Below are 21,084 nucleotides of genomic sequence, written 5' to 3'. Positions count from 1 at the left end.
CCAAGGCATCAGGACGCCAGGAAAAGACAAAAGGCTTTTGCGGTTCTTGGTGCCCTGGCGTCTTGGTGGTGATCTGTTGGTTTTGAGGTTCCGATGAAGCCCGCCTCCCGCCTGTCCCTGCTCAAGCCCTCGCCCATCCGCGCCATCACGGACGGCACGCCCCAGGGCGCCATTCCCCTAGGCCTGGGGGAGCCCACCTGGGACCTGCCGGAGGTGGCACGGAAGGCGCTGCTGCGGGCGCCCGGCCCCTGCGCCTATGTGCCCCACGCGGGCCTGCTGGAGTTGCGGAAGGCCGTGGCCGCCTTCCATGGCTCGCACGTGGACGAGGTGCTCATCACCACCGGCTCCCAGGGCGCGCTGTTCGCCCTGTTCCAGGCCTGGGTGGAGGCGGGGACGAAGGTGCTGGTGCCCGATCCCGGGTTCGTGGCCTACCCGGCCCTCGCCCGGATGGCGGGCGCGGAGCCGGTGCCGTACCGCCTGTCCGCCGACCGCTTCCGGCTGGATGCGGACGAGCTGGTGCGCGTGCTGGACGCCACGCCGGACGTGTCGGCGGTGATCCTCAACCTGCCCTCCAATCCCACCGGCGGCGGCGGAAGCGCCGAGGCCCTGAAGCGCGTGGCCGATGCCTGCACAGCCCGGGGCGTCCTGCTGATCTCCGACGAGGTCTACCGCGATCTCCACTTCGGATCGCGCTGTCCCAGCCTCCGGGACGTCACCGACCGCGGCGTGGTGACCAGCTCCGTGAGCAAGGGCTGGGGCGCGCCGGGCCTGCGCGTGGGCTGGGCCGTGGGCGATCCCGAGTGGCTGACGCCCGCCCGGGTGGTCCACGGCTACGCCGTGACGGGCACGGCCACGCCCGCCCAGTGGGCCGCCCTGGCGCTGATCGAGCACTCGGACGCCATCCTCGCCGAGGCCCGCGCCGCCGTGGGCGAGCGCTGGGAAGCCCTGGCCGCGGCCCTGCGCGAGGAACTCGGCCAGACCGTGGCGCCCCCCGACGGCACCTTCTACCACTTCATGGCGCTCCCCGACGCCGCCCACGCCGATCCCCTGGCCTTCTGCCTGAAGCTGCGCGACGAAGCCAAGGTGGTGCTGATCCCCGGCCTCGCCTTCGGTGAAGGCGGTCGCCGCCACGCCCGCCTCAGCTTCGCCGCCACGCCGGAGCAGCTGCGCGAAGGCGTGCGGCGCTTGGCGCCGTACTGGAAGCGTTGAAGCAAGGCTTGGGCGGGTCGGTTTTCTCTGCGTCATCTGCGGTTAAAGGCTTTCTATGAACCCCCTCTTCGCATTCGACGACGACCCGTGCCGCGCCCTCGCCGCGCACCACGGCACGCCCTGCTTCGCCTACTCGGGCGCCGTGGCGGAGGCGGGATTCCGGGCGCTGCGGGCGGCGCTGCCGGCGCGAGTGAGGCTCGCCTACGCGGTGAAAGCCAATCCCCATCCGGAGCTGCTGGCCCGCTTCGCATCGCTGGGGGCCAGCTTCGACTGCGCGTCCATCGGGGAGCTGGAGCGGGTGGAGGCCCTGGGCCTGCCGCCGGGCCGCACGTTCTTCGCGGGACCGGGCAAGCGGGAGGCGGAGCTGCGGAAGGCCCTGGAGATGGGCGTCCGGGTCCAGGCGGAGGGTTGGGAGGACCTGGCGCGGATCGATCGTCTGGCCGACCGGGAGATCGCCGTGAACCTGCGGGTCCATCCCGCCTTCGATCTGGACGAGGGCAACCGGATCATCGGGGGGAGCGGGCCGTCTGCCTTCGGGGTGGACGAGGAGGACGTGCCGCGGCTGCTGGAGCGGGCCGCGGCGCTGCGCCACGTCCGCATCCGAGGCCTCCACGTCTTCGCCGCCAGCAATCAGCGGGACGCCGCGAAACTGCGGGCCATCCACGGCGGCGTGCTGGATCTGGCCCGGCGGCTGCATGAAACCCATGGTCTCGCCTTCGAGCAGATCGACCTGGGAGGCGGACTGGGCGTGCCCTACGCTCCGGAGGAAACGCCCCTGGACCTGGCGGCATTTGGACAGGGACTGTCCGATTTGTTGGCGCGGCATTCCTGGTTCTCGGGCGAGTTGATCCTGGAGCCGGGGCGCTTCCTGGCCGGCCCCTGCGGGATCTACTTGGCCCGGGTCGTCCGCGTGAAGGAGAGCCGCGGGACGCGCTTCGCCATCCTGGAAGGGGGCATCAACCACCTCATCCGCCCCCTGCTGACCGGCCAGCCCTTCCCGGTGAAGGCCGTGGGCAAGGGGGAGGGCGACGTTCCCTACACCTTGGCCGGCCCGCTGTGCACCAGCCTGGATCGCCTGGGCGAGGTTCGCCTGCCGGAACTGGCCGCGGGGGATCTGCTGGTTTTCGGCACCACCGGCGCCTACGGCCTGAACGAGGGCATGACCCACTTCCTGAGCCACCCGGTTCCTCCCGAGGTGTGGGTGGCGTGACGCGCTATCCCAGCAGCGAGGCCCACTTCGCCTGCTGGGGCTTGGGCAGCCCCTTGATGTGTTCCAGCAGGCGGAGGCGGGCCTGCCACGCCTTGTCGCCGGGAAACAGGGCCCGGCCGCGGCGGAGGTCGTCGGCGGCCGCGTCCCAGCGCGTCTGGCCCGCGTGGGCGGCGCAGAGCAGGAGCTGGAGGCGGGCCGCGCGGGCGCGGAGGTCGGGATCATCGGGCTGGGCCCGCAATAGGGCGTCCATGACCCGGGTGGCGGCTTCGAGGTCGCCGGTCTGGAGGTGCTTCTGGAACTCCGGAAGGCTCGCGCCCACGGCGCCCCCCGCCAATCCCGCCCGGGATTTCTCCAGAAGGGCCAGGGCCTGGGGCTGATCCGGCAACCGCGCCGCCAGGGCCTGGGCGCGGAGGTAGGCGCGGACGGGATCGGCGCCCAGCGCGGCTTCAGCCTCCTCGCGAAGGGCCTCCGGCGTCTCCACCAGATCCGGCGCCTGGGCCTGCTGGGCGATGGGGGCCAACGCGGCGTCCCGCGCGGCGCGGACGGCCTCCTTGAGCCCCTGGTCCTTCCGGTAGCCGTGGACCGCGACCAGGGCGAGGAGTAGGACCACGGCGCCTCCGCCGAGGCCGGCGATGAGGCGGGGGCGCCCCCGCCAGGGAAGCCGCTCCGCGAGGCCCTTCAGGCGGCCCGGGAGGAACAGCCCCCCGCGCGGGGGGGGCGACGCCTGGAGCAGGGCGGCGGGAGGCTCCACGCCGGGATTTCCCCGTGGCGCGCTCTCCGCCATGGCGATGGGATTCCGGGCCGCGGTGTCCAGGCGGAGGGGGCCCGTGCCCGAAGCGGACGGGGACGGCACCGGAGGAGGGAAAGACGCGGGGGATGCTGTCTCCGACTGGCCGCAGCGGGCCAGGCCCTCCAGGGCGCGGGGATGGCCCGGAGCCAGAGCCAGGGCCTGCTGGTAGGTGAAGGCGGCTTCCTCCCGGCGCTGGAGGCTGAGCAGGTGGTCCGCCTGGCGCAGCTTGAGGTCCAGGGCCTGGCTGTCCCGCGTGCCGGGGGAAGTCACCGACGGCGGCGCGACAGCGGGGGCGGGTTCCCGGCCGAGCTCCTCCCGCGCTTGGCGGAGGTACTCCTGGATTTCCTCCCGGTGCGGCTCCAGGACGAGCACCCGCTCCCACTTGGCGATCGCTTCTTCCGTGAGCCCCATGTCGTAGAGCTGGACGGCCTCCCGCAGCAGCCGGGCGGCGTCGTCGTCCCCGAAGGCGATGGGGGCGGGGGCTGGTGCGGACTCCACGGCGGCCTCCAACGGAGGCAGGCCCAACTCCCGGCGGGCGCTGGCGGCGTAGGTTCGGGCGAGGGGATGGAGGGGGTGCCGGGCGAGGGCCTCTTCCCACTTCCGCAGGGCGTCCGCGGCCTGGCCCATGTCGTAGAGGGTGCAGCCCTCGGCCACGAGCCGATCGGGGCCCTCGATGGGGGCCGGCGGAGGCGGGGGAGCGGGGAGCGGAGGTTCGGGAGCCGCGGCGGCGGCCTCCTTCTCCCGGAGGGCCACGAGCCGGTCCCGCAGGGCGACCAGCCGTTCCCGGGCCTCGGTGTGTGTGGGTTGCTGCTTGAGGATCGCCTGCCAGATCTGGCCGGCCTTGACGAGTTCCCCGTCGGCGAAGAACTGCTCCGCCTGGCGGAGGTAGGGGACGTAGGGATCCGCGTGGGGGTCGGGGTTCATGGCGGGCTCGGGCTCAGTTCAGGGGGAAGTCGTCCGTGTTGCGCACCAGGAGCATGAAGGTGCTGTTTCCGCAGGTGAACTCCTGCTGGCTCGCGAGCCGTACCGACCCGGAGATGCGCTGTCCGTTCACCCGCGTGCCGTTGGTGGATCCCTGGTCGGTGATCCACACGCTGCCGTCGCCGCGGATGTCGAGGACCGCGTGCCGGCGGGAGGTCTCCGGATCGCGGGTGATGACGTCGCCCTCCTCGCGGCCGATCACGACCTGGGGACGATCCAGCACCTGCACCGTGGAAGCCTGCGGGCCGCTGAGGAAGGCGAGGCTGAACCGCAGCCCGGGGGGAAGGTCCGGGGCCTGCAGGCCGGCCGCCGCCAGCATGGCTTCGCGATCCCGCCGCAGGGTGGTGAGGGCCGCCGCGGGCGGGGGCTCGGGTTCCGGCGGAAGCTGGGCCGGCGGCAGGACCGAAGGGACGAAATGGGGCTGGGTTAGCTCCAGGGGCGACGCCGCCAGGGCCGGGTTCGGCACCTCGAAGAGGTGGCTGCACTTCGGGCACTTGAAGCGCTTCGTCGGGGCCGCTCCGAAGCGACCCTCGTCGTACTGGAAGCGGGCCTGACAGGCCGGGCAAACCACGATCATGCGGGATCCTCGCAATGCCCCTGAGAGTGTACCCCTACTTCTTGCGCGTGGCGAAGAAGCTGAACTCGCTGCGCACGGGGATCCCCTCGGGCAGCTTGAAGCCCGTGACGGCCGCGGGAAGGGGCTGGTTGGTGCGGAGGGCGCCCAGCTCGAGGAGCCACGAGTCGCCGCTGCGCTCGATCCACTGGGCCTGCCGGGGGAGCCAGGTCTCCTTGTCCACCCACAGGTTGAGGGCCTGCATGCGCTTCCGCATGGCGAGGGTCCGCGGCGTCATGGCCAGGTACCACGCGCCGGGGAGGTCGCGGGCCTCCTCCAACCGGACCTGGAAATACTCCGACAGGTAGCTCAGTTTCTGGCCGAGCCCCAGGAACTTGCGATCCGCGTTCCGGATGAGGCCGATCTTCAGCAGCTCGCCCTCCTTGGCCTCGGGGCTGTAGGAGATCAAGGCCTTGGGCGTGAGGTGCAGGATCAGGTCTTCCGGCGCATGGAAGGCGAAGTGGGCGAAGTCCGAACCCTGGAGGTAGAGGGTGCCTTTCGTGACCGAGGGCGTCTTCAGGAGCGCCCGCCGCAGGGTGAGGGTGAAGGGGGCCTGGAGCGTCTGGATCTGGGCCTGAGCCGCGTCGAAGCGCTCCACGGCCTCCCGCAGCGCCGGGGGAGCGGCCTGGGCGGCAGAGGCGGGAAGCGCCAGGAGGAGCGCGAGGAAGGGGAACGTGAATCGGCGCATGGAACCTTTTTCAGGCGAGGACGGAGGACAGGGCCAGGGGATGGCGCTGGTGGGCCAGATGGAGGACGGCGGTCGCGCCGCGCAGGACCTCCTCCGCGGCGAAGCGGGCTAGGTCGGGGTGGTTGTTGGACTCGCTGAGGTGCGCCAGCACCACGTGCCGCAGCCGGGGGGAGAGCACCCGGGCGAGCAGCTCCGCCGTGGACGCATTGCTCAGGTGCCCCACGCGGCTGAGGATCCGGGCCTTCAGGTGGGGCGGGTAGTCCCCCTCGCGCAGCATGTCCACGTCGTGGTTGGCTTCCAGCACCAGCAGGTGCAGGTCCTGGAGGTGATCCGCCACCAGGGCGGTGGGATGGCCGAGGTCCGTGACCACCGCCGCGGCGACACCCTCCGCCTCGATCCGGTAGCCCACGGGATCTTCGGCGTCGTGGGGCAGGGCGAAGGGCAGGATCCGCCAGCCCCCCCAATCGCAGGGATGCCCGGCTTCCACGGGGATCCAGCGGGAATGCGGAATTTCCGTCCCCTGCGCGCGCCGGATGGCCTCCCGCGTGGCGGGCGTGGCGAGGATCGTCCACTCCGTCCGCCGCAGGATCACGGGCAGGGCGGCGATGTGGTCCGAGTGCTCATGGGTGATCGCCACCGCCTGGACCTCGGCGCCATCCGCTCCCAGGGCCGCGAGGCGCTGGCGGATCTGGAGCAGCGAGAGCCCCGCGTCGATCAGCAGCGTCCGGCCCCCCGCCGACAGGGCGTGGCAGTTCCCCTTGGAACCGGAGGCGAGGGCAGCGTAGCGCATGGACCAGGATAACGCCGGGCGGGGGAACCGGGTCGGGGGCGCGGCGCCTCGGGGGTTTTCGTTGAAAGTCGGCCTTCAACGCATTTGAATGGCGGAGGTCCCTTTTAATCTCGGGTGGAGGCAACCATGGCTGCTGCTCCTTTCGCCCCTCCTGATGGCGTTGACGACCTGTCGGACCGTCGAGACCCGCCTCCAGCCGCTCCGGAAGGAGAATGACCCCGATGCCAAGAACTACGGCATCTCCATTGAACCGAGGTACGGGCATTCGGGAAGCGCCCGCTGATTTCGACGCATAGGACACCCTTTCATCCCTGGAGGCTTCCATGTCCCTTTTCCGAACGTCCCGCCAACTCCCGGCCCTGCCGGAAGCCGTGTTTGCCGCCATCGAGGATCCCGTTCGCCTCGCCCGCTGGTGGGGCCCTCAGGGGTTCACGAACACGTTCCATACCTTCGAGTTCCGGAAGGGCGGAATCTGGGAATTCACCATGCACGGTCCCGATGGGACCGATTATCCCAATCAATCGGAGTTCCTGGAGATCGTCCCCGCCCGGACGGTCCGGATCAAGCACGTGAACCTCCCGCATTTCGAGCTTTCCCTGTCGTTGGAACCTCAGGCGGGCGAAACCCTCGTGTCGTGGGTCGGCATTTTTGAAAATCATGAATTCGCGGAAAACGCGCGAGCGTTTTTGGAATCCGCCAACGAGCAGAACCTGGATCGGCTGGAGGCCGAGGTGGGGCGAGGGGAGGCTCATGGCGGATGATTCAGCGCCAGCGCCGGACAACACGGCCGTGCGGGTCGCCCTGTGGCGGGCGCTGCACCTGGAAGCGGACTCGCCGCCGCACGTGTTTGAGGACGACGTCGGTTTGAAGCTTGCGGCACCGGGCGAGGGCTGGCGCGAGCGGCCCGACATGAGCCCCTTCACGCGGCCCTTTCGGGCTTCCATCCTGGCCCGCGCCCGCTTCATCGAGGACCTCGTCACGGAGCAGGCGGCTCGCGGCGTGGGACAGTACGTCATCCTGGGCGCGGGCCTGGACACCTTCGCCCAGCGCCGGTCGGATCTGGCTTCACGCCTGCTCGTATTCGAGATCGATCGGCCTGGTCCCCAGGCGTGGAAGCGGCAGCGCCTTGTGGAGTTGGGATTCGGGATTCCACCCTTTCTACGATTCATTCCCGTGGATTTCGAGGCGGAGGACAGTTGGCGCGAGCGGCTGGGGGCGTTGGGTTTCCATGCCGGACAACCCGCGATCGTGGCCTCCACCGGCGTCAGCATGTACCTGACGCGGGAGGCGGTCTCGGCAACCCTGCGCCAAGTCGCGGCGCTGGCGCCGGGATCCACGCTCGCCATGTCGTTCATGCTGCCGGTCGAGATGGCGGAGCCTGAACTGCGCCCCGCCATCGAGCGGGCGGCCGCCGGCGCCCGGGCCAACGGCACGCCGTTTCTCAGCTTCTTCACGCCGGAGGAAATGCTGGCGTTGGCCCGGGAGGCGGGATTCAAGACCGCTCAGCACGTATCAGCCGCCCTGCTGGCCCGGCGCTATTTCGCGGACCGAACGGACGGCCTTCGGCCCCCGGATCACGCGGAGGAACTGCTGGTGGCGACCACCTAGCGCCGCTCCGTCAGATGCCAGTGGCGCCCCCGCGCCCCTTCCACCGCCACAGGCCGAGGATGGCTGCCGCGCAGGCCAGGGCGCAGGCGGCGCTCGCTTCCAGGCCGAACTCGCCGCCCGTGAGCCACTGGGGCCGGCCGTGGAAGACCGGCGTCCACCACCCGGCGCCGTCCGAGGTGCCGCTCACACCGAAGCCCAGGAGCGGGCCCTGCATCCAGTTCCAGCCCAGGTGGAGGCCGATGGGGAGCGCGAGGCTGCCCGTGCGGCGCCAGGCGAGACCAAGCAGGAGGGCCGCGAGGGCGATGGTGAGGGTGGCCCAGATCCGGGTGGCGCCGGACATGCCCGGATTGTTCCAGTGGGCTGCGGCGAAAGCCAGGGCGAAGGCGGCCTGGGCGGCGGGAAAGCCGAGACCCCGCGCCGCCCGCTGGAAGGGGTAGCCGCGGAACAGCAGTTCCTCGGCCCACGCCACGGCGAGGTAGAGCCAGATTCCGGACAGGAGGGCCGCCGGCCCCACGCGCGGCGTCCGAACCCAGTGGAAACCGCCCAGGAGCCGGACGGCGCAGGCCGCGATTCCGATAATGGCGGCGCCCAACAGGACGCCCGCCACGAAGTCCTTCAGAAAGGCGCGCCCGCGCTCCAGCCCGATCGCGCGCAGGGGCTCGTCCTCCACGCGGAGGCAGACCCAGGTCGCTGCAAGAGCTACTACGGCGTCAATCCAGCGAGGGGACAATACCCCTTTCCAGGCCGAAGGAATGGCTTGGCCCAGGAGCCACGCCAGGAACCCCAGCAGGTTCATCAGGGCCACGAACCCCAGGATCTTCCAGCCGTTGCGGACCCTTCCCGCGTCATCGATAAATGGGCTGCCCACGCCGCTCCCCGCCGCCCGGAGGCGCTACATCACGCTCTGGGTTTCAGCGAAGGCGCGGCCGATCTCGAGGAAGACCTTCTCCTCGTCTGGTTTCACAGTCGTCGCGCGAGCGAACCAGACGCTGGCGCGCTTGCGTTGACCCGTCACCAGGAAGGCGCGGCCGAAGCGCAGGAACCGCTCCCAGTCGTCCTTCTCCAGCGCCGCCAGGGCGTCCATGTAGCGCTCCGCCTCCGCGTTCAGGCCCACTTCCGCGAGATCCACGCCCGCCTGGGCCAGAGCCTCCTTGTTCCGGGGATCCCGCGCGAGGATCTTTCCGTAGCCCTCCAGCGCCTCGGTCTTGTAGCCCTGTTTGAGCCAACCGAAGGCGATCAGGCGCAGCACCTGCCCGTCCTTCGGCTCGCGCGTCTCCGCCGCCTGGAAAGCCGATTCCGCCTTGGCCTTGTTTCCCGCGGCGAGGTAAGCCCGCCCGCACTCGGCGAGATACTTCGCGTCTTTCGGCTTCAGGGCCCGCATGCGGTCCGCGCAGGCCGCCAGCACCGCACGCCGGTCTCCCGCAAGAAAAGCAGTGTCGAAGGAAGGCGAGAAGGGAACAGGACCTTGGGCCGAAAGACTCAAGCCAGCGAGGATCAAAAGGGAGGTACGCATAAATGCCTCTTCGAGATGCGATCGCGGGAGCGGCTAGGGATGGGCGGGCCAGGCGGGATTCTCCCGTTCCGCAAACAGCAGCGCGAGCTCATTCCACATGCGCTCCTCCTTGGGCCGCGCTTGGACCGTTCGTTCCAGCCAGAGAGCGGCGAGATCCTTGTTGCCCACCTTCAGGGCCTCCCGCGCAAAGGCCAATCGATCCTTCCAGTCACCGGGTTCCAAGGTGTGGACCCGATCCATCCATTCTCCGGCCAAGTCCCCGAGTCGATTGCGGAGGGCGGCGAAGGCAAAGTCCTTTCCGTTGTGGTAGTCCCTCGGATCGAAGGCCCAGGATTTCTCCATCAGCGCTACCGCTTCCTGGATGCAACCAGCATCCAGGAGATTGACGGCGGCACGTTGGAAGACATTCCGGGCCTTCGGGTCCACGGCCTGCATGGTTTCGAAAGCTGCAAGGGCTTCGGGCCTCCGTCCCGCGGAGAGCCAAGCCACTGCGATGAGCCGGTAGGTTTCTCCGTCCTTGGGATCGGAGCGGACTGCGGCTTTGAAGGCGGCCTCCGCCTTGTCGCGGCTGCCTGCCAAAAGGTAGGCGCGTCCGTACTCCGCCAGCAGTCGGGAGTCTTTGGCGTCGATGGTCCGGGCCCGATCGGCGCAGGCGGCCATCACCGCCTTGGGATCGCCTTTGAAGAAGGCGGCGGAGCCCTCCTGGGCCAGGAGGGGGAGGCTCAGGCAGAAGACGAGGCGGCGCATGAAGGCTCCTACAGCGGAATGTTCCCGTGCTTCTTGGGAGGCATGGTGTCCCGCTTGGTTTCGAGGAAGGCCAGGGCCTTGATCAGCTTCCGGCGCGTGTCGCGGGGAAGGATGACTTCGTCCACGAAGCCGTGCTCGGCGGCGATGTAGGGGTTGGCGAACTTCTCGTTGTACTCGGCCACCAGTTCCGCCTTGCGGGCGGCGGGATCGGGGGCGATGGCGATGGATTTGCCGTGCAGCACGTTCATGGCGCCCTCGGCGCCCATCACGGCGATCTCCGCGGTGGGATAGGCGAAGTTGAAGTCCGTGCGGATGTGCTTGCTGGCCATCACGCAGTAGGCGCCGCCGTAGGCCTTGCGGGTGATGATGGTGATCTTTGGGACGGTCGCCTCGCAGAAGGCGAACAGCAGTTTGGCGCCGTGGCGGATGATGCCGCCGTGCTCCTGGGTGACGCCGGGCAGGAAGCCGGGCACGTCCTCGAAGGTGATGAGCGGGATGTTGAAGGCGTCGCAGAAGCGGACGAAGCGGGCGCCCTTTTCGCTGGACGCGATATCGAGAACGCCGGCGTAGAAGGCGGGCTGATTGGCCACCACGCCCACGCTGCGCCCGTCGATGCGCGCGAATCCCACCACCAGGTTGGGCGCGAAGGCTTCGTGCACCTCAAAGAAATGGGCGTCGTCCACCACCCCGCGGATGATGTCGCGGATGTCGTAGGGCTTGGAGGGATCCTCGGGAATGATTTGGTCCAGCTCCGGATTCTCCACGGGCATGGCGGCTTTTGGGGCGCGGCGGGGAGCCTCGCCCAGGTTGTTGCTGGGAAGGAAGGACAGCAGCTCGCGGGCGTGGGCCAGGGCGGCCAGGTCATTGGGGGTGACGAAGTGGGCCACGCCGGATTTCGCTGCGTGGGTGGCGGCGCCGCCCAACTCCTCTTTGGTGACCTCCTCGTGCGTCACGGCCTTGATGACGTCGGGGCCGGTGACGAACATGTAGCTCGTCCCCCGCACCATCGTGATGAAGTCCGTGATGGCGGGGCTGTAGACGGCGCCGCCGGCGCAGGGCCCCATGATCAGGCTGAGCTGGGGAATGACGCCCGAGGCGAGCGTATTGCGCAGGAAGATGTCCGCGTAGCCGCCGAGAGAGACGACGCCCTCCTGGATGCGCGCGCCCCCGCTGTCGTTGAGCCCGACCACCGGGCAGCCCACCTTCATGGCCAGGTCCATCACCTTGCAGATCTTCCGGGCGTAGGCTTCGCTGAGCGAACCGCCGAACACGGTGAAGTCCTGGGCGAACACAGCCACCGGGCGGCCGTCCACCCGCCCGACGCCCGCGATGACGCCGTCCCCGGGAATCTTCTCCACGCCCCAGTTCCGGTGGACCACCAGCGCGTCCACTTCCTCGAATGAGCCCTCGTCGAGGAACGCCGCGATCCGCTCCCGGGCGGTGAGCTTTCCGCCTTCGTGCTGTTTCGCGATCCGCGCTTCGCCGCCCCCGGCCAGGGCCTGGGCGTGCTTGGCCTTCAATAGCTCGATCTTCTTCTCGAAGGACATGGCGGCTCCGGGGACGTTCGCAAGGCGGCCGATCAAGGGGGGATCAGCCGCCAGGATAGCGCGGAGCCGCCTCTCTCCGCGCCCTTCAGCGCATGGGCCGCGGCTGCGTCATGGCCTCCAGGCTGAGCGCCTCGTCCAGTTCGGCGGCGCTGAGGTAGCCTTTGCGGAGGATCAGTTCCCGGACGGGAACGCCCGTCTCCAGGGCCTCCTTGGCCACTTCCGTGGCGCGCTTGTAGCCGATGGCGGGCATCACGGCGGTGACGATGCCGATGCTGTGCTCGACCAGATCGCGGCAGCGGTCGCGGTTGGCAGTGATGCCCACGATGCACTTGGTGGTGAGCACGTTCACCGCCGCCGTCAGCGTGCGCAGGCTGGTGGCCAGGCTGTAGGCGAGGACCGGCTCCATCACGTTCAACTGGAGCTGGCCGGCCTCGGCGGCGAGGGTGATGGTCAGGTCGTTCCCGATGACCTGGTAGGCCACCTGGTTCACGACCTCGGGGATCACGGGATTCACCTTGCCGGGCATGATGCTGCTTCCGGGCTGCATGGGCGGGAGGTTGATCTCGCCGAAGCCGCAGCGGGGACCGCTGCTGAGCAGGCGCAGGTCGTTGCACAGCTTGCTGAGCTTCACGGCGGCGCGCTTGACCACGCCGGAGAACATCACGAAGGCCCCGGTGTCCGGCGTGGCCTCCACCAGGTTCTCGGCCAGCACCACTTCCAGGCCCGTCACCTTGCGCAGCTCGGCGACCACCACTTCGGGATAGCGGGGATCGGCGCAGATGCCGGTGCCGATGGCCGTGCCGCCCATGTTCACTTCCAGGAACAGGCGCGCGGTCTCCTTCAGGCGCTGGATGTCCTCGCCCGTGGTGACGGCAAAGGCTTCGAATTCCTGGCCCAGGGTCATGGGCACGGCGTCCTGGAGCTGGGTGCGGCCCATCTTGATGACGTCGGAGAATTCGCGGCCCTTGGCGTGGAGGGCGGCCTTGAGCCGATCCATGGCGTCCAGCAGGTTCTTCAGCATGAAGATCGCGCTCAGGCGCAGGGCCGTGGGATAGACGTCGTTGGTGCTCTGCCCGAGGTTCACGTGGTCGTTGGGATGGCAGTGGGCGTACTCGCCGCGCCGGCGGCCCAGCAGCTCCAGGGCGCGGTTGGCGATCACCTCGTTGGCGTTCATGTTGGTGGAGGTGCCGGCGCCGCCCTGGATCATGTCCGTGGGGAAGTGGCCGTGCCAGTGGCCGTCGATGATTTCCTGCGAGGCCCGGTCGATGGCGTCCGCGATGGCGGGATCCAGCAGGTCGAGGCTGGCATTGGCCCGGGCGGCGGCCTGCTTGACCATGGCCAGGGCGCGGATCATGGCGGGGAAGTGGCTCGTGGGCGTCCCCGTGATGGGGAAGTTGTGGACGGCCCGCAGGGTCTGGACCCCGAACAGGGCGTCCTCTGGGACGTCCAGGGGGCCGATCAGGTCGGATTCGGTGCGGGTCCGGCCGCTGGCGTAGGCCTGCTCGCGGCCTGTCCGCGGCGTGGCCGAGTAGAGGATGCGCCGGTGGAGGACGTTGGCCACTTTGCTGAGCACGGCGATGGCGGCGCTGCCGTCCCCGCGCAGGTTCTGAAGGACCGCGTCCCGCTCGAGGTCCAGGAGGACGGCGGGGGTGAGGGCCACGCCGGTGGCCGTGTGGGTGCTGCCCGCCAGGAAGGATTGTTCGCCCGCCACGTCGCCGGGGCCGAGGATGACCACCGGCTCGGGGCCGTCCCCGTTGTCGCGGCTGATCTCCACCCGCCCCTCGGCGATGACGATGGCCCCGGCGCGGGGCTCGCCCTGCTCGAACAGGCGCGTTCCGGCGGGCACCTCCCGGCGGCGGGCGGCCTGGGCGATCACGCCCAGATCGGCGTCGGAAAGCCCCGAGAAGATCTCGCAGCGGCGAAGGACAGACGTAATGGCATCCATGGAAAGCCTCCGGCCCGGATCGGGGCCAGCGCCATGGTACCGGGGGCGTTTCAGGAATCGATCACGAATCCCCGAAGCTGCCCCGTCCTCAGCGCCCGCTCTTTTTCCAGTCCGCCAGGAAGCCTTCGACGCCCTTGTCGGTGAGGGGGTGCTTGAGCATCTGGTCGAAGACCTTGGTGGGGATGGTGGCGACGTGGGCGCCGGCGAGGGCGGCGTCGGTCACGTGGCGGGGCTGGCGGATGCTGGCGGCCAGGACCTGCGTCTCGAAGCCGTAGTTCTCGTAGATGGCGGCGATCTCGCGGATCAATTCCATCCCGTCGAGGTTGATGTCGTCCAGGCGGCCCACGAAGGGGGACACGTAGGTGGCGCCGGCCTTGGCGGCCATCAGGGCCTGGGTGGCGCTGAAGCACAGGGTCACGTTGGTGCGGATCCCCTCCGCGCTGAGCGCTTTGCAGGCCTTCAGTCCTTCCGCGATGAGCGGCAGCTTCACCACCACGTTCCGGTGGATCTTCGACAGGCGGCGGCCCTCCTCGATCATCCCCGGCGCCTCCAGCCCGATCACCTCGGCGCTGATGGGACCATCCACGATCGCGCAGATCTCCTCGATGATGGCCTCGAAGGGCTTGCCCGTCTCCTTGGCGATGAGACTGGGGTTGGTGGTCACGCCGTCGAGGACCCCCAACGCGTGGATGCGCTTGATCTCGTCGATGTTGGCGGTGTCGATGAAGAACTGCATGGGTGGCTCCCGGGGAGATGGGTCGAATGCGGGACTGTCGCGAGTAGCGTTCAGGGCCTTCCAGCCCTGAGCCCCGAAGGGGCGAAGAAGAACTGCAGGGGGCTCCCGGCGGACCTTCCATTCTCCCAGGGGTCGCGCGAAGCTGGAAGCCCGGAGTCCTCCATGGCGAATCCCGAGATCAAGGTGCTGGACAAGGGCTTCGTCCGCCTCGTGGACCACATGGGCTCCGACCTGTCGGTGGTGAACGCGGCGCGGGTGTCCTTCGGGAAGAAGAAGGAGGCCTTCGAGGACGGCGACGCGAAGCTGGTGGCCTATCTGGCGGAGCACGAGCACACCTCGCCCTTCCGCCATACGGCGCTGACGCTGCACGTGAAGGCGCCGATCTTCGTGTTCCGGCAGTGGATGAAGCATCGGATCGGATCGGAGTTCAACGAGATCAGCGGCCGCTACGTGGAGTTTCCGGAGGACGAGTTCTTCGTCCCTGCCGCGTTCCGCCGCCAGGCGAAGGTGAACAAGCAGGGCAGCGAGGGCGAGATCGACGCAGCGAATCGCGGCCGGGCGCAGGAGAGCTACCTGGAGAGCTGTCGCGGCGCCGTGACCCACTACAAGGAACTGCTGACCCTGGGCGTCTGCCGCGAGCAGGCCCGCTGCGTCCTGCCGGTGGCGCTGTACTCGGAGGTCTACTGGACCGTCAGCCTGCAGGCCGTGGCCCACTTCATCCGCCTGCGGGCGGACGGCCACGCCCAGTGGGAGATCCAGCAGTACGCCGCCGCGGTGCGCGAAGTGGTGGAACCCCTCTATCCCGTGGGCCTCAAGGCCCTGCTGGCGGCGGGTCGGGGATGAGCGCTCCCCCCCTCGCTCCGGCCCTGTTCGACCTGGATCCGGCCCGGCTGTGGGTGATGCACTGCTCCGAAGGACCCATTCCCCGCGCCGCGGCGGAGGCGGCAGCCGCGTTTCTCGGCAAGGAGCTGCGGCCCTGGGAGGTGCGCTGGGAGGAGGATTTCCAGGGCCTGCCCTCGGCGGCGCGGCGGGAGGGCGCGGCCCTGCTCGGCGGCCGGCCCGAGGACGTCAGCCTGTGCGCCAGCACCTCCACCGGCCTTCTGGCGGTGGCCCAGGGCTTTCCGTGGCACGCGGGAGACGAGGTGGTGGCGCCGCTGGGCGAGTTCCCCTCCAACGCGTGGCCCTGGCTGGCCCTTCGCAACCGAGGCGTGGCGTTCCGCGAGGTGCCGCTGTGGGAGGGCCACTCCGCCGGGGCTGAAGCCTGGGCCAGCGCGCCGCCCACGCTGGGGGTGAACCCCGAGGCCCGGCTGCTGGAGGCCCTGGGACCCCGCACGCGGATCCTTGCCGTCTCCTGGGTGCGCTTCCAGGACGGGCTCAAGCTCGACCTGGGGCGGCTCGCGGCGGGCTGCCGGGAGCGGGGCGTCCACCTGGTGGTGGACGGGATCCAGGCCGCAGGAACCGTGCCCGGAAACCTGGAGGGGCTGGCCGCGTTCGCCACCGGCGTCCACAAGGGCCTGCTGGCGCCCCAGGGGCTGGGCCTCCTGTGGACGGAAGAGGCGTTTCGACAGTCCTTGTCGCCTTCGGGCACATGGCTGTCGGTGGAGGAGGCCACGGACTTCTCGCGGCCGTCCACGGACTTCAACCGCGCCTGGTTGCCGGATGGCCGATCGCTGGAGCCGGGCGGTCCCAATCTGCTGCTGACCTCCGCCCTCGGAGAATCCCTCCGCCTGATCAACGGCGCGGGCGTGCCCGCCATCTCCGCTCATGTGGGCGAACTCCAGCGGCGGCTCCTGGCGGGACTGCGCGGGTCCTCGTGGGCCGCCGACGCCGAGCGCCTGGAAGCGCTTCTGGGGGCCGGACGCCTGGGCTCCATCCTCGGCTTCCATCACGAAGGCCGCGGCGCGGACCGCATGCAGGCGCTCCTTCACAGCGGCTACCGCCACGGCGTCTTCGCGTCGGTGCGCGAGGGCTACCTCCGCATCGCCTTCCACGGGTTCCACACGGAGGCCGACGCGGATCGCGTCGCGGCGTGGCTCAGCGAAACAGCCAGCTGATCTTGGCCTGGACGATGTCGTCCGACGGGAGGCGGCGGAGGATGGCGAGGTCCGGGCGGGGCGACAGGCTGGCCCGGTCGTTGATGAGGGCGTCCGTGCTCGCCCCGTGGGTGTAGACCAGGAAGAAGGCGGAGCCCGGCCGGAATTCCCAGCGCGTGATCAGGTTCACGTTCCAGGTGCGGTAGCTGAAGGCGGTCTCGGGACTGGTGCCCAGCGGCTGGTCGTCGGGCAGGCCCGAGGCCAGGGTCTGGTCGTCCACGTAGTGCTTCAGGTCGCGGTAGTTCCAGTTGGCGGCCAGCCACTGGCTGAACAGCTGGACGGTCAGGTTGGGATGAAACGCGTAGGCCACGCGCAGGGTCTGGTTGAACTGGCTGAGGCGGCGGAGGCCCACGATGGGTGTGGTGGCGGGCGTCTCCAGCCACTTCAGCTCGCCTTCCTCCCGGCTGATGGAGGTCGAGAACTGGAGCTCCATCCGGTCCGCGGGCTTCACGATCTGGAACAGGGTGGCATCCGTGGACGGCCCGCCCTCCGACCAGGAGCGGCTGGTGGTGAGCTTGAGGTACCACGGCCGGTTGCCCGGCGTGTCGATGCCGAGGTTCGCCCAGGGCAGGCTGGGCCGGGCCAGGTACTTCTTGCAGGGCTCCGTGTAGGTGCGCAGCTCCCGATCGTCGTCGGCGGCCAGGTCCACGCCGCCGCCGCCCCACAGGGAGACGAAGTTGGTGAAGTCGGTGCGGGCCCAGGTGTTGAGGCTGCGCTGGAACGTGCGCCCCGCCTGGTCCTGGGCGGCGGTGTGGGCCACGCCCCACTCCCAGTTGCGCAGGACGCCCCAGGTGCGATCCCAGCGGCGCGCGAGTTCGGCGTAGGTCTTCCGCTCGTCCGCGCGGTTGAGGTAGCCCACGTCGTTGGGATCGTAGTCGCGGCTGGCGTTGATGGCCTGGAACTCCGCGCTCCAGCCGCTGCGCCATTCCCCGTGGGCCCGCAGCCGGCCGCGCCAGCCCTGGGCCTGGTCGTCCTTGGGCCCCGCCTGGCTGCGGACGAGGGTGGCCTCCAGCAGGCCCCCGCGGTCCTGCGTCGTGTAGGCCCCGTCCACCGCCTGGACCTGGGCGGCGCGCCCTTCGGGGCCGGCCTGCCGCATCTCCGACACGAACCCGCCGAGGTAGCTCCCGCGCCCGTCCATCAACTGCTGGACGCGGACCACGCCGAAGTTGGAAAGGGGGGAGATCTCGCGCGGGAAGGACCTGCCTTCCGCGTCCTGGAGCGTGGCGCGCGCCGGTTCCACGCTGGCGCCCAGGATCCCGAGGTTGGTGCCCGACGCGTACTTGGCGGTGTACTTCGCGGCGGCGGTGATGTCGGTGGCGCCGGGCCGGTCCTGCAAGGTCTCGCCAGGATTCAGATCCGGATCGGACAATCCATGTCCAATTCGACGGCTGTAGAGGAGATCGGGCCCCGCCACCCGGAACACGTCCATGCCTTCGAGGAAGAACGGCCGCTTCTCGGGGAAGAAGGTCTCCACGGTGCCGAGGTTGAGCACCGTCTGGTCCACCTCCACCTGCCCGAAGTCGGGGCGGACGGAGAGGTCCACTTGGCTGTGGGAATCGGGGCTCCAGCGGGCGTCCAAGCCGGCGCGCCCTTCGAACCGGCGGTCGTCGAAGGCGCGGGCGGTTTCGAATTTCCGGGAGGCGCCCAGGTAGGGGATGAACTCCCGCCGCGGCTGGGGCGCCAGGCCCTCCAGGCCCGTGAGGTCCGGGAAGCGGCTGACGAATCCGTTCTCGCCGCGGGGCACCACCTTCCAGCGGGTCGATTCCCGCAGCGCGCCCTGATCCACGCGGCTGAAGTTCACGCCCCAGGCGAGCGGGCCGCCGCCGGCCCGGAAGCGGAGCAGGGACAGCGGGATCTTCAACTCCGCCGTCCAGCCCTCCTCGTCCGTGGAGACGGCGCTTTCCCATACGCCGTCCCAGCTCGCGTCGAAGGTGGTGTCGCCGTAGATGACTTGGTCCTTCTGCACGCCGGCGGCGTTCACCTCGAAGACGAGGGCGGTGCGGCGGTCGCAGGTGGTGTCCAGGGCCACGCCGAACCAGTCCCCCTGACTGTCCTGGTCTCGGCGGTGGAGCCGGCGCACCACCGTGGCGCGGCCGCCGTCGAGGGCGCGGTCGTGGTGCATCCGCGCGCCCACGTAGAGGAAGCGGTCGTCGTAGAGGCAGCGCACCTCGGTGCGCTGCCGGGCGGGCCGGCCGCGCTGGGGCCACTCCTGCGTGAAGTCCGAGGCGCAGGCCGCTTCCCGCCAGACGGCCTCGTCCAGGCGGCCGTCGAGGCGGATGGCCTCTCGGGTGCGCAGGGCGCGAAGGCCCGCGTCCGGGCCCACCGCGATGAGATGCGCGCAGAGCAGGGGAAGGACCAAGGGCGGCAAAGCGAAGGAACGCATGGCCCCTCCAGGGTGCCACATCTTGCGAGGTATAATGATCCGGGTTCGCGGCACTTCGCGGATAATGGAGCCCCCAGGAGTCCGCATGCGCCCATTCTTCGCCGCCCTGCTGTCCCTGCCGCTGCTGGCGGGAGGCGGGGGTACCGTCGCCTTCAAGCAGACGGCGTTCATGGCCGAGGTGGCCTCCACGGAACCCGAGAAGGCCAAGGGCCTGATGTACCGCCAGAGCCTGGCGAAGGACCGCTGCATGTTCTTCGTCTACGGCGAGGACGGCAGCCACGCCATCTGGATGAAGAACTGCCTGATCGCCCTGGACGTGGCGTGGGTGGACGCCGAAGGGCGCGTGGTGGAGACCGCCGAGCAGGTCCCGCCCTGCAGCCCCATGCGCGGCGACGACTGCCCCACCTACGGCGGCATGGTGCCCGCCCGCCACTTCATCGAATTTCCCGCCGGCACCTTCAAGCGGGTGGGCCTGAAAAAGGGCGACCGGCTGGGTTGGGACCTCCAGCTGGACGACGGCCGGGCGTTCCGCGGCGGGGCGGGCCTGCCGAAGGCCAAGAAGAAGTAGGCCTATTCCGCGGGCTTGGCGCCGGGTTCCCGGGATTTCCGGACCGGCCGCGTGAGGGTGCGGAGGTGCTCCGGGGCCGGCGGGAGTTGCGTCAGGTCCAGGGGGCTGAGCCGGTCCGCCAGCAGCTTCCAGGCGCGGGCCTGGCGCGGCAGGCGCTCGCCCTGGATGACCTCGAAGCCCTGGGCGTAGCTGACGAAGGGCGGCATGACCAGGGCGAAGCCGGTGTAGAGGAAGGCCGGAAGGCGCATCCAATCGGGCTCCCCGGTGGGGCCGGGGCCGGGGACCGCGAAGAGGGGGTGCACGCCGCCGTTGATCCAGAAGCCCTGGGACGAGTCGTGGCGGGGATAGACGAAGATCCGGCGGCGGTGCATCAGGGTGAAGGGACCCACGCGGTGCTGCTCCACCGGCTGGATGCCCGTCCCCTGGAGGGCGGGTCCGCCGCTGCGCTCGGGGTGGCCCACCACCTGCACCACCTGGCGTCCTCCGCCCTGGAGCTTGCGGAAGATGGTGCGCAGCTCGTCCGCCTCGTCGCCCTCCAGGGAGCCCTGGTTGGGCTTGAGGTCGCCGAGCAGGGCGATCTGGGCCGGATCGTGGTCGTCGATGAGGCTGAACAGGCGCTCCCAGATCTCGAGCTGGGGGGCGGCGGGCAGGGGATCCGGCCGGCGGCGGCGCGCGGCTCCCAGCCCGAAGAAGAGGTCCGACAGGACGAGGGTCCGCTGGCGCGGCAGCCACACCGCCCGCCGGCTGTCGAGCACCACGTCGTCGTTGAACTGGAGCTGCACCCTGGGCCTCCGGACTTCCATTGGACCACAGCGGACGCGAGAATCAGGAAAGGGGCGCCGGCCCGCGGCGGGTTCCCTCCCTGGGAGGTCCCGTGCTCGCGGATTCGCACCCCTTTCTGGCCGGCCTGGGAACGGGGCTGTGCGGGGGGCTTCTCTCGGGGCTGTTCGGCGTGGGAGGCGGAAGCGTGATGGTCCCGCTCCTGGCCGCGGTCCTGCACCTCGACCAGCACCGCGCGCAGGGGGCCACCCTCGCGGCCATGCTGCTGCCCACGGGACTGCCCGCCGTGCTCCAGTACCGCAGCCGGGGGATCCACAGCAGCGTGCGGCTGGTGGGCGTTCTGGTCCTGGCTTTCCTGTTCGGGATCTACGGCGGGGCGCAGGTCGCCAACCTCATTCCCTCCGAGACCCTCCGCTGGGGGTACGCCGCCTTCCTGGTGTTCCTCGCCCTCAAGACCTTCTCCCGGGCGGAACCGCCGGCGGTGGACCGCAGCATCGAGCCCCTGGACCTGTCCACGGGCCTGTGGTCCTGGGGCCTTCCCATCGGTCTGCTGGCGGGGGTGGTGTCGGGCCTGACGGGCTTGGGCGGCGCGGTGGTGGTGATTCCCCTGCTGGCGGCGCGGTTCCGGATGACCCAGCACGAAGCGCAGCTCACCAGCCTGATGATGCTGCTTCCGCCCATCGGCCTGCCGGGGGTCTACGTGTACGCCAAGGCCCAGGGCGGGCTGCCGTGGGTGGTGATCGCGGGCGTGGCAGGGGGATTCGCGGTCGGGGCCCTCGCCGGCGCCCGCGCGGCCACCCGGATCCGGGGCGCCAGGCTGAAGCAGAGCTACGCGGTGGTGTTGCTCCTGATGGCTCTGCTGGTGGCCCTGCGGGGACGCTAG

20 protein-coding genes are annotated in these 21,084 nt (G+C 70.0%); 8 read left to right on the top strand and 12 right to left on the bottom strand.

Annotated elements, in window-relative coordinates; all coding sequences use genetic code 11:
• Positions 1-93 precede the first annotated feature (93 nt).
• Both RAH39_RS13905 and RAH39_RS13900 read left to right on the top strand, forming a co-directional pair.
• Positions 94-1,209, top strand: a complete 1,116-nt coding sequence (locus RAH39_RS13905; protein WP_306590730.1) for a pyridoxal phosphate-dependent aminotransferase — start codon at positions 94-96, stop codon at positions 1,207-1,209.
• Positions 1,210-1,264: 55 nt separating this feature from the next.
• On the top strand, positions 1,265-2,419 hold the full coding sequence (locus RAH39_RS13900) for an alanine racemase (RefSeq protein WP_306590729.1): 1,155 nt from the start codon (positions 1,265-1,267) through the stop codon (positions 2,417-2,419).
• 4 nt (positions 2,420-2,423) lie between these two features.
• Here the strand turns inward: RAH39_RS13900 and RAH39_RS13895 are convergent, their stop codons facing one another.
• Genes RAH39_RS13895 through RAH39_RS13880 form a run of 4 tightly spaced genes read right to left on the bottom strand, consistent with a single transcriptional unit; the run spans position 2,424 to position 6,281 of the window.
• Positions 2,424-4,133: a tetratricopeptide repeat protein gene (locus tag RAH39_RS13895; protein ID WP_306590728.1), complete on the bottom strand. Its 1,710-nt coding sequence runs from the start codon at positions 4,131-4,133 to the stop codon at positions 2,424-2,426.
• 13 nt (positions 4,134-4,146) lie between these two features.
• Entirely contained in the window at positions 4,147-4,767 is a 621-nt protein-coding gene (locus RAH39_RS13890) for an FHA domain-containing protein (RefSeq protein ID WP_306590727.1), read from the bottom strand.
• A gap of 34 nt (positions 4,768-4,801) precedes the next feature.
• Positions 4,802-5,491 carry a LolA family protein gene (locus RAH39_RS13885; protein WP_306590726.1) on the bottom strand — a complete coding sequence of 230 codons (690 nt, stop codon included), beginning with the start codon at positions 5,489-5,491 and terminating at the stop codon, positions 4,802-4,804.
• 10 nt (positions 5,492-5,501) lie between these two features.
• The gene (locus tag RAH39_RS13880) at positions 5,502-6,281 is read right to left on the bottom strand and encodes an MBL fold metallo-hydrolase (protein ID WP_306590725.1); all 780 of its coding nucleotides are present in this window, start codon (positions 6,279-6,281) and stop codon (positions 5,502-5,504) included.
• 323 nt (positions 6,282-6,604) lie between these two features.
• Between RAH39_RS13880 and RAH39_RS13875 the strand changes: the two genes are divergently transcribed.
• Both RAH39_RS13875 and RAH39_RS13870 read left to right on the top strand, forming a co-directional pair.
• On the top strand, positions 6,605-7,042 hold the full coding sequence (locus RAH39_RS13875) for an SRPBCC domain-containing protein (RefSeq protein ID WP_306590724.1): 438 nt from the start codon (positions 6,605-6,607) through the stop codon (positions 7,040-7,042).
• The gene (locus RAH39_RS13870; RefSeq protein ID WP_306590723.1) at positions 7,032-7,889 is read left to right on the top strand and encodes a class I SAM-dependent methyltransferase; all 858 of its coding nucleotides are present in this window, start codon (positions 7,032-7,034) and stop codon (positions 7,887-7,889) included. The genes RAH39_RS13875 and RAH39_RS13870 overlap by 11 nt, the downstream gene beginning before the upstream one ends.
• A gap of 10 nt (positions 7,890-7,899) precedes the next feature.
• On the opposite strand, the gene RAH39_RS13865 is transcribed toward RAH39_RS13870, so the two are convergent.
• The 6 genes from RAH39_RS13865 to fsa form a co-directional block, all read right to left on the bottom strand.
• Positions 7,900-8,757 carry a CPBP family glutamic-type intramembrane protease gene (locus RAH39_RS13865; RefSeq protein WP_306590722.1) on the bottom strand — a complete coding sequence of 286 codons (858 nt, stop codon included), beginning with the start codon at positions 8,755-8,757 and terminating at the stop codon, positions 7,900-7,902.
• A 24-nt stretch (positions 8,758-8,781) separates the two neighbouring features.
• Positions 8,782-9,294, bottom strand: coding sequence for a tetratricopeptide repeat protein (locus RAH39_RS13860; protein WP_306590721.1), 513 nt, complete (start codon positions 9,292-9,294; stop codon positions 8,782-8,784).
• A gap of 141 nt (positions 9,295-9,435) precedes the next feature.
• Entirely contained in the window at positions 9,436-10,149 is a 714-nt protein-coding gene (locus RAH39_RS13855; RefSeq protein WP_306590720.1) for a tetratricopeptide repeat protein, read from the bottom strand.
• 8 nt (positions 10,150-10,157) lie between these two features.
• Complete coding sequence (locus RAH39_RS13850) at positions 10,158-11,696, bottom strand: acyl-CoA carboxylase subunit beta (protein ID WP_306590719.1); 1,539 nt, start codon at positions 11,694-11,696, stop codon at positions 10,158-10,160.
• Positions 11,697-11,781: 85 nt separating this feature from the next.
• A complete protein-coding gene (locus RAH39_RS13845; RefSeq protein WP_306590718.1) occupies positions 11,782-13,641 on the bottom strand; it encodes an aspartate ammonia-lyase in 1,860 nt (619 codons plus the stop codon).
• Positions 13,642-13,729: 88 nt separating this feature from the next.
• Positions 13,730-14,377 (bottom strand): fructose-6-phosphate aldolase, encoded by a 648-nt coding sequence (gene fsa, locus RAH39_RS13840; RefSeq protein ID WP_306590717.1) that lies wholly within the window; start codon positions 14,375-14,377, stop codon positions 13,730-13,732.
• A 162-nt stretch (positions 14,378-14,539) separates the two neighbouring features.
• Between fsa and thyX the strand changes: the two genes are divergently transcribed.
• Both thyX and RAH39_RS13830 read left to right on the top strand, forming a co-directional pair.
• Positions 14,540-15,220, top strand: a complete 681-nt coding sequence (gene thyX / locus RAH39_RS13835; protein WP_306590716.1) for an FAD-dependent thymidylate synthase — start codon at positions 14,540-14,542, stop codon at positions 15,218-15,220.
• Positions 15,217-16,431 carry an aminotransferase class V-fold PLP-dependent enzyme gene (locus RAH39_RS13830; RefSeq protein WP_306590715.1) on the top strand — a complete coding sequence of 405 codons (1,215 nt, stop codon included), beginning with the start codon at positions 15,217-15,219 and terminating at the stop codon, positions 16,429-16,431. Before thyX ends, RAH39_RS13830 begins: the two co-directional genes overlap by 4 nt.
• Here RAH39_RS13830 and RAH39_RS13825 read toward each other — a convergent pair.
• Entirely contained in the window at positions 16,412-18,853 is a 2,442-nt protein-coding gene (locus tag RAH39_RS13825; RefSeq protein ID WP_306590714.1) for a DUF5916 domain-containing protein, read from the bottom strand. The two genes, RAH39_RS13830 and RAH39_RS13825, sit on opposite strands and share 20 nt — an antisense overlap.
• A gap of 85 nt (positions 18,854-18,938) precedes the next feature.
• On the opposite strand from RAH39_RS13825, the gene RAH39_RS13820 reads away from it, so the two are divergent.
• Positions 18,939-19,421 (top strand): DUF192 domain-containing protein, encoded by a 483-nt coding sequence (locus RAH39_RS13820; protein ID WP_306590713.1) that lies wholly within the window; start codon positions 18,939-18,941, stop codon positions 19,419-19,421.
• A 2-nt stretch (positions 19,422-19,423) separates the two neighbouring features.
• Here the strand turns inward: RAH39_RS13820 and RAH39_RS13815 are convergent, their stop codons facing one another.
• Positions 19,424-20,203 carry a hypothetical protein gene (locus RAH39_RS13815; RefSeq protein WP_306590712.1) on the bottom strand — a complete coding sequence of 260 codons (780 nt, stop codon included), beginning with the start codon at positions 20,201-20,203 and terminating at the stop codon, positions 19,424-19,426.
• 92 nt (positions 20,204-20,295) lie between these two features.
• Here RAH39_RS13815 and RAH39_RS13810 point away from each other — a divergent pair, with 92 nt between their 5' ends.
• Positions 20,296-21,084, top strand: a complete 789-nt coding sequence (locus RAH39_RS13810) for a sulfite exporter TauE/SafE family protein (RefSeq protein ID WP_306590711.1) — start codon at positions 20,296-20,298, stop codon at positions 21,082-21,084.

It is taken from the genome of Geothrix sp. 21YS21S-4 (genome assembly GCF_030845995.1).
Classification (GTDB): domain Bacteria; phylum Acidobacteriota; class Holophagae; order Holophagales; family Holophagaceae; genus Geothrix.
This window is presented reverse-complemented; position numbering and strand designations above follow the sequence as displayed.